The sequence below is a fragment of the Paenibacillus sp. GD4 genome, from assembly GCF_030846225.1.
Taxonomy (GTDB): Bacteria; Bacillota; Bacilli; order Paenibacillales; family NBRC-103111; genus Paenibacillus_G; species Paenibacillus_G silviterrae.
Genome location: NZ_JAVCYK010000002.1, coordinates 258,494 through 272,980, shown reverse-complemented (window position 1 = coordinate 272,980; position 14,487 = coordinate 258,494). Strand labels below are relative to the sequence as shown.

General features: G+C 43.5%; 12 protein-coding genes. 3 read left to right on the top strand and 9 right to left on the bottom strand.

Annotated features, from left to right (window positions below; translation table 11 throughout):
* Positions 1-5 precede the first annotated feature (5 nt).
* On the bottom strand, positions 6-860 hold the full coding sequence (locus RAC89_RS24485; RefSeq protein ID WP_306616362.1) for an ankyrin repeat domain-containing protein: 855 nt from the start codon (positions 858-860) through the stop codon (positions 6-8).
* Between the two features lie 221 nt (positions 861-1,081).
* On the opposite strand from RAC89_RS24485, the gene RAC89_RS24480 reads away from it, so the two are divergent.
* Both RAC89_RS24480 and RAC89_RS24475 read left to right on the top strand, forming a co-directional pair.
* Complete coding sequence (locus tag RAC89_RS24480; RefSeq protein WP_306616361.1) at positions 1,082-1,504, top strand: HIT family protein; 423 nt, start codon at positions 1,082-1,084, stop codon at positions 1,502-1,504.
* Between the two features lie 799 nt (positions 1,505-2,303).
* Positions 2,304-5,042, top strand: coding sequence for a glycosyl hydrolase family 28-related protein (locus RAC89_RS24475; protein ID WP_306616360.1), 2,739 nt, complete (start codon positions 2,304-2,306; stop codon positions 5,040-5,042).
* A 78-nt stretch (positions 5,043-5,120) separates the two neighbouring features.
* On the opposite strand, the gene RAC89_RS24470 is transcribed toward RAC89_RS24475, so the two are convergent.
* The 4 genes from RAC89_RS24470 to RAC89_RS24455 all read right to left on the bottom strand — a co-directional run bounded on the left by RAC89_RS24470 (position 5,121) and on the right by RAC89_RS24455 (position 7,976).
* Positions 5,121-5,348: a helix-turn-helix domain-containing protein gene (locus RAC89_RS24470; RefSeq protein ID WP_284645542.1), complete on the bottom strand. Its 228-nt coding sequence runs from the start codon at positions 5,346-5,348 to the stop codon at positions 5,121-5,123.
* 10 nt (positions 5,349-5,358) lie between these two features.
* Positions 5,359-5,841, bottom strand: a complete 483-nt coding sequence (locus RAC89_RS24465) for a DUF2975 domain-containing protein (protein WP_306616359.1) — start codon at positions 5,839-5,841, stop codon at positions 5,359-5,361.
* Positions 5,842-6,004: 163 nt separating this feature from the next.
* Complete coding sequence (locus RAC89_RS24460) at positions 6,005-6,778, bottom strand: DUF817 domain-containing protein (protein ID WP_306617764.1); 774 nt, start codon at positions 6,776-6,778, stop codon at positions 6,005-6,007.
* A 199-nt stretch (positions 6,779-6,977) separates the two neighbouring features.
* Positions 6,978-7,976, bottom strand: coding sequence for an alpha/beta fold hydrolase (locus RAC89_RS24455; RefSeq protein WP_306616358.1), 999 nt, complete (start codon positions 7,974-7,976; stop codon positions 6,978-6,980).
* A gap of 348 nt (positions 7,977-8,324) precedes the next feature.
* On the opposite strand from RAC89_RS24455, the gene sda reads away from it, so the two are divergent.
* Positions 8,325-8,510: a sporulation histidine kinase inhibitor Sda gene (gene sda, locus RAC89_RS31765; RefSeq protein ID WP_373430056.1), complete on the top strand. Its 186-nt coding sequence runs from the start codon at positions 8,325-8,327 to the stop codon at positions 8,508-8,510.
* A gap of 123 nt (positions 8,511-8,633) precedes the next feature.
* Here sda and gap read toward each other — a convergent pair whose 3' ends face one another.
* The 4 genes from gap to RAC89_RS24430 form a co-directional block, all read right to left on the bottom strand.
* Positions 8,634-9,647 (bottom strand): type I glyceraldehyde-3-phosphate dehydrogenase, encoded by a 1,014-nt coding sequence (gene gap, locus RAC89_RS24450; RefSeq protein ID WP_306616357.1) that lies wholly within the window; start codon positions 9,645-9,647, stop codon positions 8,634-8,636.
* Between the two features lie 33 nt (positions 9,648-9,680).
* Positions 9,681-10,922, bottom strand: coding sequence for a 2,3-bisphosphoglycerate-independent phosphoglycerate mutase (locus RAC89_RS24445; RefSeq protein WP_306616356.1), 1,242 nt, complete (start codon positions 10,920-10,922; stop codon positions 9,681-9,683).
* A gap of 16 nt (positions 10,923-10,938) precedes the next feature.
* Positions 10,939-12,432: an SLC13 family permease gene (locus RAC89_RS24440; protein ID WP_306616355.1), complete on the bottom strand. Its 1,494-nt coding sequence runs from the start codon at positions 12,430-12,432 to the stop codon at positions 10,939-10,941.
* 236 nt (positions 12,433-12,668) lie between these two features.
* Positions 12,669-14,468, bottom strand: a complete 1,800-nt coding sequence (locus tag RAC89_RS24430) for a methyl-accepting chemotaxis protein (protein WP_306616354.1) — start codon at positions 14,466-14,468, stop codon at positions 12,669-12,671.
* Positions 14,469-14,487 lie beyond the last annotated feature (19 nt).

The following is a 14,487-nucleotide window of genomic DNA, read 5'->3' as shown; positions in this document are numbered from 1 at the left end:
ACCATTTACTTCAATCGTTCAGCTGCTTGCTGGTGACCTTTGCTCACTGCCAAATCATATGGTGTTTCCCCATCGGCATTACGTATGGCAGGATCAGCTCCGTGATGTAAGAAAAGCTCAATTAATGAATCTCTTCCGAAATAAGCTGCCACATGCAGAGCCGTATACCCCATACGCTGCGTTCCCTCGCATTGGGCATTGACATCTGCGCCATACTGAATCAAGATCCTGATGATGTGTTCATAGTTGCCGAGAATGGCCGCATGAATCGCCATGTTATTCAGGCTTCCGTCCCTGCTTCTGGCATTCACATCAGCGCCGCAGTCCAGCAAAAGCTTAACCGTCTCTTCGTTACCGAAGTGTGCCGCCATCGAAAGCGGCTGAAATCCGTCCGGACCGTAAGCGCCAATCAGTTCCGGTGCCATCTCCAGCAGTTGCTTCACCCTAGCCGTGCTCCCTATCGCCGACGCTTCGAATATACTGAGCTCCGCTCCATGATCAATAAGCAGCTCTTTAATTTCATTCGCACGAAGATAGGTTGCAATAAGCAGCGCCGTTTCCCCCTTACTATTGCTAACATTCACGAGGGAAGAATCTTGACGGATCAGCTCCGTCACCTTCTCCACATTGTTATGCTTCACCGCATCGATCATCTCGTTTCGCAGCCGGTGTACATGGTCTGCTAAAACCTGCGCCTTCTGCAGCAGCGCTTCCGAGGCTTGAATCCCTGCCGTAACAAAATGCGCTGCCGCCCTTGAACGATTGGTTTCCAGCCCGGATTCGACGAGCAGGTCCACTGCTTTCAACGACTGGTCATCCAACCGGATGGAAAGCACGACACTATTTCTTTTCTTCGGCATGCACGGCTCCCGTAATTCATTTGTAATTAAGATTACAAAAATACAATAACACACATATCTAAAAATTACTACACCTATTCATATGGTTTTACACGGAATTATAATTTTTGACAATCCCCTTATGCAAATAATATACAACATGAATCATCTTAAGCGCTTGCAGTAATCCCTGTCATGCTATAATGAATTTGTTCATACCCAAATAGAGAGGATTTGATCCCATGGAGCTCAATAGAGAATGCATGTATTGTATGAAGGATGAGAAAAGAGACGACCTTATGATTGAAATATGCGAGTTGGAGGTCTCTACGGTATTTCTCTTTAAAGAGCAAACGTATGCAGGCAGATGTAATGTCGTTTACAAAGACCACGTCAAAGAACTTTTCCACCTGGATCAGGATCAATTAACGGCATTCATGAAGGATGTCAAAAAAGTGTGCGAAGCGTTGGATAAAGCGTTTCAGCCGGACAAGCTGAATTATGGAGCCTACGGCGATAAAATGCACCACTTACATATGCACATCGTCCCTAAATATGCAGATCGTCAGGATTGGGGCTCGACCTTCCAAATGAACCCGGGCAACGTTTATTTAACGCAAGAGGAATATGCGGAAAGAATAGCAATCATTAAGCAGCATTTATAAAAGCTGCGTAATTGGCCTCTGCAGCATCCGTGGATGAACCATACGGAAGCCGGACGCTGCAGCGGCTCAATTTAATTGAGACTTGTTAAGTCGCTCCCCAATAAGCTTATTTTAGTTATACTGACCGGATCCCCAGTATCCCTTCACGATCTCCCTCAATCGAATTTCTATCGCACCATCTACCCCGGCTGCTGTACCCTCGACCGTTCCATGTCACCCGATACTTCCTCTCCTGCTCCAGTGTGCAAATACCCGCAACAAGCGGGTAAGCACCGTCAAGTTCCATGCTGTAGTTTTGCCGGTTTCGTGCCGAAGCAGCCCATTAGGTTCATCCCGAGCATAATGCAGCACATTAACCGAAGCAGCCCGATTCCTCGTTCCATTCATGCTGCTGGTGACCATTGCCCTCGTCGGCAGGCCGATACGAAGCAATGGACGTTCCGCATCCCACGACCGTACAAATTAAACTTCTACTGCGAATACCCATTAGCACAATTCGACTCTACCGGGAATAAGTAACAATGCAAATGGACTTACAAAAATAGAATCAATTTCATGAGAAATAAGTCAATACCCTGCGATTTTGTGCATATTGAAAGGTTCTCATATAGTCTATAATTTGAATTGTAATATATTGGTTTTTTTGTATGAAAGGAGGTTGTAGAGAAAACGCTGCTTTCAACTTTTTCGCTTTTGGTCAGTGCCTTCCCGAACATTAATTTACAGGCAATTCCAAAACCAAAACGAATGGAAAGAGGAGTGAAATTAGAGGATGTCATTAAAAAAGGTATCAAAAAGAATGGCAGCTACAACCCTTGCGGCAGTCATGGCGGTCACCATGAACTTATCGGCTGTGAGCGCACAGATCCAGCTGCCTAAGACAGTTGATGATGCGTTTACGATTGACGTCGAACCTGGTGAGCCTCCCAATGAAGGTACTTTAACCCAGAGTAACTATATCAGTCAGATAGGTGTAGACACAACGATTGCCGCACCGTATCCGAAAATGATTCCCGTCGTTTGGGGGCCGGCCGTCACAGGCACCAACACGTGGAAGCAATACACGGAACCAGTGGGAGACGGCGTGGATTTGACTGTCCCCACGGATGTAGGGAATGCGACTCTGCGTGATTGGGGTATATTGGATGTGACCGCTGCCCCCTTTAACGCGACGGTAAATGATACAACGGACGATACGGCAGCCATTCAAAAAGCGATTGAATACGGCAAGTACTATCAAATGGCCGTTTATCTTCCTGCAGGGACGTATATCGTGTCCGATACGATTCACCTTTCATCCGGCATTTCCATGCGTACGGGGAACCCGATGACTCTCATTGCGCAAAAAAATGAAATGCCTACCGTATTGATCGGCTCCAAGACAGGAACAACCACAATCAAGCTCAAGGCTCAAGCTTCGGGATTCGGGGATCCTACTAACCCGAAAGCAGTTCTGCATTATTACCAGCCTGAAATCGGGCCTCGAGACAAAAATGATAACCCGGATAAGATTACGGTCGAGTGGGGAAAAGAGCATGCCGCCGACCGGGAAGGCAATATTATGATTGACAGCATTACCGTCGATACGAACTCCAACCCGGGATCGGAGACGAATCCCAACGACGGAGCGATCGGTATCGTCATGAGTTCCGCGCAAGGCGGGGTTTTGCAGGATGTTACAGTTGATGCGACCAGTAGTTTGGTGGGCATTGTAGGCGGCTCCGGTAATGGCGGAAGCTGGACCAACGTGACCGTAACCGGCGGAAAATTCGGCATCGACAGCAGATCAAAGACGATCACGGTACCTTCTATGCAAAATATTACGCTGCAGGGCCAGACCGAGGTGCCATGGCTTGCAGGAGCCGGGGGTACCACAGTCGTAGCAGGCATGAAAATTATGGCCCCAAGCGGAAAGCCTGCCATTGTTCGTACGACCAAGTCGCAGCCCTTCTTCGGGTCTTTAAACTTAATCGATACGTCCATTGAATATCCGTCAGCCTACAATGGACCTGCGATAGTAACTACGGCTACCAACGGTAATTTGGTCGATTCGGCGATTGGCACCCCAAGCGACCCGTCTGTTCCTCCTGCGCAACCAAAATATACGGAAGCCATTTACTTGAATAACTTTTATGTCAAAAACGCAGCAAGAGTTTTGACGAATAATGAAGGCACAAATGGAATTCCTCTAAATGCAAATACAGGCGGCTGGTTCCATATCACGGAGTATGCGACAGGCAAGACTGACACATGGAATAGCTTAGACTGGAACAGTAAAGTTTATATAAGTAAAACGGATCAAGGATATACCCATGTAGGAGCTTCAGATAATGCAGCGCCTCTCTCTACTTTGCAGTCGAAACATGGCTGGACGGCAGCGGATTTCCCAAGCTTCCAAATGGCAAATATCGCCGATTATAGTGTAAAAAATCCTATCTACGCCGGCGGCGCCAAAGGGAATGGAAACGCCGACGATACCGCGGCCATTCAGGCTGCAATCAACGCAAGCGATTACGTATTTTTACCGAAGGGATATTACCGGATCAAAGGTACGCTGCAGCTGAAGCCCAACACAAAAATTTTCGGTGTTAGCCCAGCCTTCACTACGATTTACACGAGGCCCGAAGATATCCCGGCTTGGACCGCCGTTCAAGCGGTTGCTCCTTTGGTGCGAACGGCAAACGATGCGAATGCCAATACGGTCATTAGCGACATCTCCATCACGCCACCGCGAGAGATAGCGAATACACGTGCGGATAAAACCAATACAGACCCGCTTCCTCATCCGCTGTACTCCCTTAAGTGGCAGGCTGGCGGCGGCTCCAAGATGAGGGCTGTGCAAATAGAACCTATCCGTACTCATGGTTTTCTTGGTGGAACGAAAGCAAATCTTGAAAAATTCCAGATGGTTCCAGGAAAGTTTATTCATCCTTTGATGCTGATTACGGGCAGCGGTGGCGGCAAAATTTACAATGTCTACGCTCAGCTATTCGGCGAAAAAGCAAACGCAACCAATCCAGCCTTAAGTACATTGGACGAGAGCACGATGAGATTGCTTGCTATCAGGGATAAGGACGCCAGCAACGGGCTGTCTCTGTATGCGACGAACTTTGAATATCTTAAGAGCGATGTACAGGTTGAAGTTTTAAATTCCCATTACGTGACCTTCTATGGGAGCAAGACGGAAGAGAACACAACTTACATGCATATTAAAGACTCCAACCATATCCGAATTTTCGGACATAGCGGAAGCGGCTCTGCACCATATGACGGTCAAAAGACGAAGTTCGCACCTTCGTCACCGATTGAGGAAGCCAAGAAAGGCTACCTGTTCCACGTTGAGAATACGACGAATTTCCTAATTACTAGCTTAGCCGATCAGGTACATGTCGGGGATCCAAAGTGGGTATTTGAAAATCAAGTAGTCAAAAACCCGTACAATTATTATTACGCGCTAGTCGTTGATTTGCATAAAGTTCCTAGCCTCAATAGACCAAGCATGTATAAAATTGGAAATCCTGCAGGCAGTCCTCCATAAGGTAACGAAAAAAGGGCAGTACCTCCGAAATGGCGGTACTGCCCTTTTTAATATCCTTTGTGTCCCAGAGGCTTCCACTTAACCGATAATGGTGGTGTCTTCGTCACTTTTGTATTCCAAAACATCTCCGGGCTGGCATTCTAAAGCCTTACAAATCGCTTCCAAAGTTGATAATCGAATCGCTTTTGCCTTTCCATTTTTCAATATGGAGAGATTAGCCATTGTGATCCCGACCCGCTCCGAAAGCTCGGTTACGCTCATTTTTCTTTTCGCCAGCATTACATCGATATTGATGATAATCGCCATGTTTGTCACCTCAGACCGTCAAATCATTTTCAGATTTAATATCAATAGCCTCTTTTAAAAGCATTTGGAGAACAGCAGCAAAAACGGCAATCACCATGGAGGCAAAAATCATGACCAATCCGATGACGATGATACCCGGGGCATCGTCTTTCTCCGCCATCAGATAAAATAGCGGCATGCCTAACACAAACAAGCTGCTTATTGTGATTGCACAAAGCTTAATATACTTTAAAGCTCGAACTGATAATTCAGAGAAGGCTTTGTTCTTATCAATATAATTTAACAGTTGAAAGGCTTGGTACAGGGCAAAGTAAAAAGGGATCGCCATTGCATACAAATCAATGTAAACGAGTTCGTTAATATAAGCAATATCGGGATACAATTCTGCTGCAAAGTTCCCAATCTCAGGCACCAAAAATATGCACATAGCAAGAACCGGGATACCAATGAGAATAACCGCTGCCTTTAAAAAGAGTGTTGTTCCTCGTTTCATAAAAAGCCCCTCACTTATCATTAATTTTTAATCTTACTTTACCAGACAATTTATCGTTTTACAATATATTATTACTGTTTTAATTTATTTTATTATTGTTATATCAATTATTAAAACAAAAAAAGGCATTTCTCGTTATAAAGAAATGCCATAGTTAAGTGGATCATGTATCGTTGTTCGACTTAGATTTAACATATTTAAGCTGTGCAACGATAATGACGCTAATGATAACCAGAAGGAACCATGAGCTGATCTTACTGAAGCTAACCAGCTGCCAGGTTTGGTGCTGGTCCGGGTATTTCCAAGCGCCAAAAAATGTGGCAATATTTTCAGCCAGCCAGATGAAAAAACCTACAATGATAAAAGCGAGCGTTAAAGGCATTCGATAGGTTGTCGTCCGGACCCGATAGATGATCCATGTTTTCCAAAATACAATAAATACAAGCACCGTGAGCCACCAACGAAAATCAGGAATGAAGTGATGGGTAAAAAAGTTAAAATAGATCGCACCGCCTAGCAGCGCTGCAGGCGTTAGCCCAGGCCAGCCTGTCATGTCCATCCTCAGCCTCCGCCACACCTGGCACATAAAGCTTGCTACACTGGCATACATAAATCCGCTATAAAGCGGAACACCGAGCCATTTTGTGTACCCAGGCTCAGGGTATGACCATGATCCCATCTTTACCTTATATAGCTCAAGCGCCAATCCAATCAAGTGAAATAAACAAATGACCTTGATTTCATCCCTCGTCTCTAACCCGCTGCGGTACATGAGATATTGCACTACAAGCAATATAAGGAGAATGGCATCATAACGATGAATCAACGGTACCTTTATTACGCTGGATAGAGCTAATGTTGCAAAGATTGACACCGGAAAAATGCAGCTCATCGCCTGATGATAACCAAAATGCAGTAATTGAAGTACCTGCCTCAATTTATGTAACTCTCCTCCCTCTTCATCATCAGATTGGAATGCTTTTGTAATCATAATGGTCAAATGGGCTAGGAAAAAGAGAAAAATAAATTGGTTAATTTGCATATTTTCAGATACGCTGCTGCTGACCTTCTTTACTGTATTCACATGAAATAATAGTTATCACCTTCGGAGCACACCTCGCAAACTACGCAGGGTATCAATACTTCTCGTTCAAAAAAACCCGGATATCGACATTCATCATTTCTTTTGCTACAGGTGATGGGAAATGCCCAGATTCATAATAAACCTTGGCGTCAAGATTTGGGATGATTTGCCTTGCCCTTTGAACCACTTCTTCTCCCGGGAAGAAAATATCCCGACTACCTGTCAGCAGCAGGGTAGGTGCCGTATAGTCCCTCAATGCCGCTTCACTTACGCTTTCCGGCATATCTTGCTCCAACCGGACATGCGTGAAAATGTCTCCGATAATTTGTTTGTCGATTTCATCCATATGCCCAAATGAAAGTTCGTCCGCTATGCGCTGAAGGGCAGCTGCCGAAGAGGTCGCTTTATAGACAAGCAAAGGTATGAGCACGCGTTTAATCATCGTCCATTTCGAACCCATGCGGATGCCTGCCGGCGCCACCAGAACCGCACAGGCTATACGTTCAGGGAGATGTGCAGCTAAAATTAGAATGATACCTCCCCCGTAGGAAGCACCTATGAACGCGCAGCTCCTAATGCCATAGTGGTTTTGCAGATCGACGATCCACTGAGCAAAGCTGCCATCCTTGGCGGACATTCTGGTTTCGTCACTAAATCCCGGATGCCCAATCGTATCGGGCGCAATTAACCGGTAAGACGAAAATAAGGGTTTGAACCACGATAAAGTCATCGGATTAATGCAATTCCCGCCTTGAAGAACGATTATCGGTTTGGCATCCCGAGGCCCTATCTCCAGTATGTGAGTTTTCCCAAAACTTGTGTCCACATAAGTGCGCGAAATATCAATATTCAAGCGCTGCAAGTAGTCCTCGTATTGGCCTAGTATAGCTTCTTTTCCTTGTTGACCTCTGTACATGGTATTTGCCATTAAGTCCCCTCGCTTCATTTGGTAAATAAAAAAAAGAAAAAAGAAGCCCGCTGTTGGCAGGCTCCTCCATTGTCCTAATCTGTAAATAGGGTTATTGATCAATACAATACCACTTTTTAGCATTTTATGCAATCCATCTTTCCCTTGGCAATGGCAAACACATCGGCATACTTTCTAAAAATATTAAATTTTCTTAATTGTCTGTCTATTGTAAACGTTTTAGTTTATACTTGGGCTAGTCCAAGAGATCGGAGACGATATCATGCATTATTACTGCATCAATTGTAATAAAATTCATGAAAAAACAAGTTCTTGGCAGGAACTGGTCTTCACATCAGGTTTCGTATATGTTGGACAGGACAAAATGAATGCCGGCACCTGTAATAAATCAAGTGAAGAAACTAAGTGTCGAACTGCATAAGCTTTTGTCAAAACCAAAAATAACACCAATCAACCTAAAGAAAACACAAGATGTTGCTTGGGGGTTTTTTGTATTATTTCCTTATCTTATTTCTGAAAGGAAATTTTATGAAAACGCTCAATGATCAGCAATTAATTTCATTGTATCGAAAAGTACTGAAAATAGAAGAAATCGATCAGGAGTTTGTTCAGCTCATAATAAAGGAGCTTTCCAGCAGAAAAATAGGAATACAATAATTTCCCTCAACCTCATTTTCCCCTCCCTATTTACTTCCTACTGACTACAAATTCCCGCATCTTATGCGATGAAGCGTAAGAAACGACTAGTAGCTATGTACTAGTCGTAGTCTTGAATAATTGTTATTCCAATGTAGTAAGCACCATTAACGCTACATCAACCACCCTGCAGCTATACCCCCATTCGTTATCGTACCAAGCAAGCAGCTTTATCTGATCGCCCTCAACCATCATTGAGATTCCATCAATTACAGCTGAAAACTCATTACCTACAAAATCAATAGATACAAGAGGTTCTTCCGTATAGCCAATATAGGAAGAGGAACTAGGTGATGCAAATTCCAAAATGGCTTTTTTAACCTCATCCTTGCTAACATTTTTAGATACCTTTACTGTCAAATCTATCAGAGAGACATCCTGCGTGGGGACACGAATGGACAACCCGTGTATCTTCTTGGCAAGATGAGGAAGAACATCAATCAAGGCCTTTCCGACCCCTGTAGTAGTCGGGACAATCGACTGAGTGCAGGCTCTGGCTCTTCGAAGATCCATGTGAGGATTATCCAAATGCATCTGATCCGATGTAAATGAGTGAACTGTGGTCATCCAGCCATATTTTACCTGAAAGGCACGGTCTAGTATGTTTAGGACGGGGGCCAGGCAGTTCGTGGTGCACGAAGCAGCAGACACGATCTTATGCTTGGTACTGTCGTAGAGATGGTCGTTTACACCCATGACTACGGTGAAATCCATATCCTCGCCAGGTGAAGTAATAATTACATGAGAGGCTCCTGCATTAAGATGCTTTTGAGCTCCTGCTCTATAATTAAATTTGCCCGTTGCATCAATAACTAAATTGACCCCAAGGTTCGTCCACGGAATATTTTCCGGATCACGCTCCAATGCTACTTCGATTGCATGCCCGTCAAGAATCAACTTGTTGTTATCTATGAAAATAGGAATATCCCAAATTCCGTGAACGGAGTCGTACTTTAAGAGATGTGCTATGGTTTCTATTGGATAGATGCTGTTAATAGCTTTTAGCTGCAAGTTACGACTTCCCAGTTCACTCATGATTAATTTTCTTATGATCAATCTTCCAATTCTGCCCATCCCGCTTACGCCAATTCCGTTCATTTTCTAAACCTCCTCTTCCAGTGTATGGGCAGGCTAGTTTCCTTGTTTTTTTACGTATCCCATTAACCCGTGTAACGTATCAATGAACGATTTGCCCGTTAAACGCCCTAATCCGCCGTGAGCACAATCCATCTCATTATATTGAGTAATATGATCTTTTCTGATTCCAGGGCCATAAATAAGTATCGGAACAGGATCGCCAGTATGCTCACCGATTTCACATGGAGTTGAATGATCTGCCGCTAGCGCCAAGTATGCATTTTCCGGTAAGTCCTGCATAATCATTCCGACCATGTCATCAAACAGTTCGATGGCTCTCGTTTTTTCCAACGGTTCATTATCATGCCCTTTTACGTCTGGAGCTTTGTAATGAACATACACCATATCGCTATCTGCAATTTCTTCGACAGCTAATTTGGCTTTCAGGACTATGTCTGTATCTATGTTTCCAGTCATTCTAGGATCAGTAAGCGTTTTAAAGCCGGCAAGCTTGGCAACACCCAGTACGGTACTTTCTCCGGCAATACAGCTCCCTTTAAAATGAAGAGCTTCTGTAACGGGCTCCAGCTTCGCCATCTGGCCGGCGCCTCTCGTTAATATAAAATTCGCAGGTAACTTGCCATTCTGAACACGCTCGATATTTACCGGATGATTCAATAAAATGGCATGAGCTTTCATTAAAAATTTGTTAATGAGACATGCTGTTCGTTTAGCTTCCTCGGAAGAATCAATCGGCTTTACTAAGAGGTAGGGCTGACCGTCGTTAGGTGCCTTTGGATCGGAATCGCTTACCTTGTCACTTAATCCCGTGCCTCGCAGCACAAGAACGGCCCGATGCTCCGTAGCCTCCTTGAAGAAAACCTCAACGCCCCCTTCAAGTACTAATCCGTTAATTGCCCTTGCAATTTCATTTGTTTTTTCACGAATCCGTCCTGCCCGGCGGTCAACGACAATTCCCTTCTTATCCACAGTAGCAAAATTACATCTAACGACAATGTCGGTTGGCTTAATTTCCATACCGATACCCAGTGCTTCTATAGGGCCGCGTCCTGGATAATCTTGAGGCTGATATCCAAATAATATTAAATGCCCCATGTCCGTCCCTACAGGAATGCCAGGACTAATCAGATCCATAATGCCTGTAATTCCGCTCCTTGCAAGGTGATCTATATTAGGCGTGTGAGCAAGCTCCAGCGGTGTTTTATTGTTTATTGCATAATGCGGACGATCTCCTACTCCATCGGCAATGGCCAAAATTACTTTTCTATACAGCATGGCTTCCTCCTTGTGTTTATAATCCGAGTATTTTAAACCAGGTAAATAAGGACAAACTGATAACGGATGCTCCAACAAAACAAGTAATAATAGCATATTTGATCTGATCCAAGACGGAGAAATATCCTGTTGCAAAATAGATAGTATTCACTTTTGAGTGAGGCGGAAGTGTAATGGTATAGGTCATAGTCATTGCAGCCGCTAAGGCAAGGATCACGGGATCCATACCTAAAGATTTAGCAAGTGCGATAAAAGCTGGAATTAATATGGTAACTCTTACCGTTTTGCTTGTAAAAATGAGATGGCTGTACATGCTCAGGAATATCACCACAATGTAAACCAGGGTATGGCTCATTTGTTCTAAGCCTAATGCGCTAACCACATTTTTTATGATCCATTCTGCGCCTTTGGACTTGTCTAATGCATTACCCACGGCATAGGCACCGGCAGCGAAAACCATAAGCTCCCATTTGATGTTTGCTTCCTTCCAATTCAATAACCCGATTCTAGGAAGAAGACATAAGAGACCTGCAAGCACAGCTGTTTGTTCCGTACTAATTTCAAACCCAAACCAATTCTTGTGATAATCTCCCGTAGCCCATAAAATGACGGTTACGATAAATATGATCGATGCTTTTTTCTCGTCTAACGAAAACTTACCTAACTTCTTAAGCTCTTCTTTTAAAGTCCCCATTGCGTTTTGAAAGTTGGATTCACCTTTAATGGAGAAAAGTTTGATCCCGATAAAAAAAGTTATGATCATTGTAATGATTGCAGTGGGCATGGATGCCAGAAGCCAATCCATATAGCCAATATGACCGCCCGCTTGGTCATTGATGAAGCCTACGGCTATAATGTTGCTTGATGTAGCTGTCATAACACCCGAGGTGGCAACGGCATCCGCTTGGACCCCTTGAAGCATCATTGCTCTTCCCAAGTTGCTTTCACCTGGAATGGCCTTATATACTTCCAGCAATATTAGGCAAATAGGAACCATTAATGTTGCTCTAGCCGTTGTGGAGGGTACAAAGAATGCCAGAACAAAGTTAATGATGATTAATACTAGCAATGTCATTTTGGGTGTTCTTCCAAAGGTCGTGACCATCCAAAGAGCGAATCTTCTGCCGAGATTCGATTTGATCATGGCAGATGTTAGGATAAATGCGGAAACCATTAACCAAATAACATCGAAACCCAATGTCGCAAATGCTACTTCCTGATCTTTAACGGCTCCAATCAATGGCAATAATAATATAGCCATCATAGATGTTAGATAAATCGGTATTGGAGTCGTAATCCATAGAATCAGTGCAGCCGTAAATATTGCGATGGATTTTTGGCCAACGGGTGTTAGTCCCTCGGGTGTTGGCATGTAGAAGAGAAGTAGAAAGACGATGATGGCAATGGGAATCCCCCATCTTTTCATTCCCTCTTCAAATTTGCTTTTTGGTTTCTTGGTTGGCGGTGATTCTTTAATATCTTTTTCAATAGACATGGAAACATCCGACATTGTGCTATTCCTCCTCAATTGCAATTGGTATTAATCACACCAATTCTGCAGTTCCTGTTTAGTAGACATGTATCTCGCTTACAATCGCTATAGTACGTTGTCACCTTTTCTGTATCTACTGTGTCAATCTCATAGCCGCAAAACTTGCATAAGATGACTCCTAATAATGGAGGCACTGACATATTATTGTCTATAATTTGAATCATACTCCCCTTTCCTGAAAACTCAAACTTGCTTCAATTATACTTGGTTAGCATGTGGTCCATTTGTTCAGCAATATCGGCTAAGGACCTGGCCGAGCCTGATAATTCCCTAACTAACGATGCTTGTTGATTGATTCGCTTATCGTTGTTCAGGTTGTATTGTGTAGTTTCATCAACAACTCTTTTCACCTCCTCCGTAGCCCTCGATATGTTATCGCTCTCTCTTTTCATGTGCTCCAAGCTCTCATACATGCTAGTAACCTTTTCTGTTACGTTTCCAGCTTTATCCCGGATGGATCCTAGTACCGAAATAATTTGTTCTGATTTTATTTTTCCTACTTGTGCTTTCTCGGTGGCCATCTTCATTGCATCAACAGCAAATTGTGTCTGCATACGAATGTCTAGTATTACGTCAGATACCATTTGAGTAGAGAGAGCGGAATGTTCCGCCAGCTTTTTCACCTCCTCCGCTACAACCGCAAAACCTTTTCCGTGCTCTCCTGCTCTTGCAGCCTCTATCGCAGCATTTAAGGCCAGCAGCTTGGTTTGGGAAGCGATTTCATTTATGGTTTGAAGAATTCCTTGAATTTTTTCCGATTGATTCCCTAATTGATTAATAATAATTGACGTATCTGTTATTGCTTCATCAATTTCTTTCATTTGTTCCATTACACTTCGAGCAGACGCAAAGCCATTATGCGACGCCAAAAGAGTTTCTTCAGAAGAACGAAATACTACCCCGCTATTGCCTTCAATAACTGCGATCCTATCTGACATATCTTTGATCGCTTCAACAGTCTTAGTAACCATTTCATTTTGCCTTTTACTCCCCTCCGATATAACCGTCGAATCCTCTCGGATCTTTTCCGCTGTTAGATCGCCTTCCACAGCAATGGCAAGAAGCTCCTCCGATGAGCTTGCCAGCAAAGCAGCACTCTCACTTGCGGTTTGAAACAGGTGTTTCAATGAATCCGTCATCGTATTGACTGAAGCTGCAAGCAGTCCTATTTCATCGTTATTTCTAATTTCAATTCGCCCGACGTTGATATTGCCTCTTGACACAAGACCCGATACGTTAACAATTTGATGAATCGAATGAACCATATACCGAACCAAGCGCCAACCCAGAATAAAAACAATCAAAAATAATATGACAACGATGGAGAGAATAACGTATTGAGCGTCACGGATCAGCAAGTACGACCTTTCTACTTCTTCAAGAAGGAGCGAATCCATGAGGTAACGAATTTCTTTGAGTGAATTTCTTGCGTCTTCAAACTGTTCATCGTATTTGACAATCTCATTTACGATTTGCTGACGTTCCTTTATGGGGAGCAAGGATGCTTTCTCTACTAGACCCGTTGTATTTTGCTCCCACTGGTCAAATTGTCTAAAAAAATCCTCTATGTTATCAAACACATTTTTATGGGTTATTTCGGTTAGAATATTTTCGTACTTTGCCCGATTCTTTTCAAATATCTCCTTCCCCTCCAGGATACGGCTGCGGATATTTCCCAAGTTGCTTTTATAATGCTCTATCTCTTGCGAATATCTCTCTTTTGGCAATTCAGAGAATACGATGGTTCGCTGGTTCAACATCTGCTGATACAAATCCTTGTCGGCTCGAAGAATAAGTGAGCTTGCTTGGTATCCCTCCTCATACAGTGTTTGAATGAGCTTTCCGGTTACGTGATTCATGGCTGCAAGCGCTACACCAACCGATAAAATCATAGTCAATAGAGTAATTACATACAGAACAAGCAATTTGGTACCAAGTTTCCAATCAGCAATTCTCATATTGTCAGCACCTTTATTATTTAATTGCAAATTCATTATATGTCGGATATTATTA

What these genes read in the sequence shown, in the direction of transcription:
- RAC89_RS24470 (WP_284645542.1), bottom strand. Translation starts at nt 5,348, where the DNA reads ATGGCGATTATCATCAATATCGATGTAATGCTGGCGAAAAGAAAAATG.
- RAC89_RS24485 (WP_306616362.1), bottom strand. Translation starts at nt 860, where the DNA reads ATGCCGAAGAAAAGAAATAGTGTCGTGCTTTCCATCCGGTTGGATGAC.
- RAC89_RS24440 (WP_306616355.1), bottom strand. Translation starts at nt 12,432, where the DNA reads ATGTCGGATGTTTCCATGTCTATTGAAAAAGATATTAAAGAATCACCG.
- RAC89_RS24465 (WP_306616359.1), bottom strand. Translation starts at nt 5,841, where the DNA reads ATGAAACGAGGAACAACACTCTTTTTAAAGGCAGCGGTTATTCTCATT.
- gap (WP_306616357.1), bottom strand. Translation starts at nt 9,647, where the DNA reads ATGAACGGAATTGGCGTAAGCGGGATGGGCAGAATTGGAAGATTGATC.
- RAC89_RS24430 (WP_306616354.1), bottom strand. Translation starts at nt 14,468, where the DNA reads ATGAATTTGCAATTAAATAATAAAGGTGCTGACAATATGAGAATTGCT.
- sda (WP_373430056.1), top strand. Translation starts at nt 8,325, where the DNA reads ATGTTGCTTGGGGGTTTTTTGTATTATTTCCTTATCTTATTTCTGAAA.
- RAC89_RS24480 (WP_306616361.1), top strand. Translation starts at nt 1,082, where the DNA reads ATGGAGCTCAATAGAGAATGCATGTATTGTATGAAGGATGAGAAAAGA.
- RAC89_RS24475 (WP_306616360.1), top strand. Translation starts at nt 2,304, where the DNA reads ATGGCAGCTACAACCCTTGCGGCAGTCATGGCGGTCACCATGAACTTA.
- RAC89_RS24445 (WP_306616356.1), bottom strand. Translation starts at nt 10,922, where the DNA reads ATGCTGTATAGAAAAGTAATTTTGGCCATTGCCGATGGAGTAGGAGAT.
- RAC89_RS24455 (WP_306616358.1), bottom strand. Translation starts at nt 7,976, where the DNA reads ATGCTAAAAAGTGGTATTGTATTGATCAATAACCCTATTTACAGATTA.